Genomic DNA, 1,249 nt, shown 5'->3' on the forward strand with positions numbered 1-1,249 from the left:
GCACACTGCCATCTCGAACTCGTCTCTGGATGCTTTTGAGGATAAGGTCGTGGTCGAGCTTATCGAAGCATTTGGACAGGTCCATATCCACAACATGTCGCATTCCGTATTGCCGGATGAACATGGTGGCTTTGTTGATGGCATCGTGGCAACTCCGTCGAGGTCTGTACCCATAGCTGGATGGGTGGAACTGCTCTTCGAAGATTGGGGTTAGTAGGTCGTTCAAGGTTTGTTGGACAACTCTATCCCTCACGGTGGGGATACCCAGCAGCCGGACTCCACCATCGTCTTTTGGTATTTCTACCCGTCTGACTGGCTGAGGCCGATACTGCTTGGTTTGGAGTTCGAGGAGAAGTTGGGCAAGGTTATCACTCAGATTTGAGGCGAAGTCGCTCAGGCTCTGCCTATCTATTCCGGCCGCGCCTTTTACTTTCCACACCTTTTTAAATCCTTTGTATAGCCGCTCTTTACTTAGCAGGTGACCATACAGACTGTAACAGACTCTCACCTTTCCTCGTGGTTTGTGTGCTGTGTGGGGACAGTGTTCCCTTTTTTAGAGTTGGTTTATTTCGCTTTGGTGCTTAGCGTTCTAGCTCGCTGGCAATCTACTAAGGTGGGTCAAAGCTACTCCCGTGTACGGTTTCTCGCATCAGTGCCTTGTTCCCAAGGTGACCGAATTGGAATACCCCGATAGCTAACCGGCTTGTGTACCTCTGAAAAAAAAACATCTGTTCATCACAGACTTAAAGTATGCTTCCTCCCTTCGCAACACTAGCTGCTTTTGGCAGGCTAACGCTCCATCAGACACATTGCTGATGGTCAGCTCGGTTTTACCCTCCACACCATTACTGGGCTTCACAGGCCGAGCCTTATTCACTACTACGGATTCATCTGCCACCTCACACCACTGCCAGACTTGAGTCTCCTCTTGTGCTGTCAGCTCCTGTTTTACAGGATGTGGTGTCAGGCTTCCCCAGTTATTGCACTGGCTCCCTGTTAGAAATCCCACCCTCAAGCACGATATTGGTCTGACTAAGTATTGGGCTTCGCGCTATTTTGGACGCTTACCCACCAACACCGCCGAAACAGGTTACGGTTAGTTGTGTACCTCTAACTTCCTATGGCTTCCTTCAGACCCCACCGTTAGCCAGTGACGCCCTTGCCATTCGGATTGTCTTCCCCTTAGCCGGGGTGACTCCACTATCTTTCAAGTGAACGGGTTTGCCAGCTTTGCTGGGCAAACAAAAAA

1 protein-coding gene is annotated in these 1,249 nt (G+C 50.2%); it reads right to left on the bottom strand.

Annotation, left to right across the window (positions count from 1 at the left end):
* Positions 1–508: reverse transcriptase domain-containing protein (locus C9I89_RS22215; RefSeq protein WP_245905543.1), on the bottom strand; the 508-nt coding region annotated here is incomplete at its 3' end.
* Positions 509–1,249 lie beyond the last annotated feature (741 nt).

Source organism: Photobacterium lipolyticum (assembly GCF_003026475.1).
Lineage (GTDB): Bacteria > Pseudomonadota > Gammaproteobacteria > Enterobacterales > Vibrionaceae > Photobacterium > Photobacterium lipolyticum.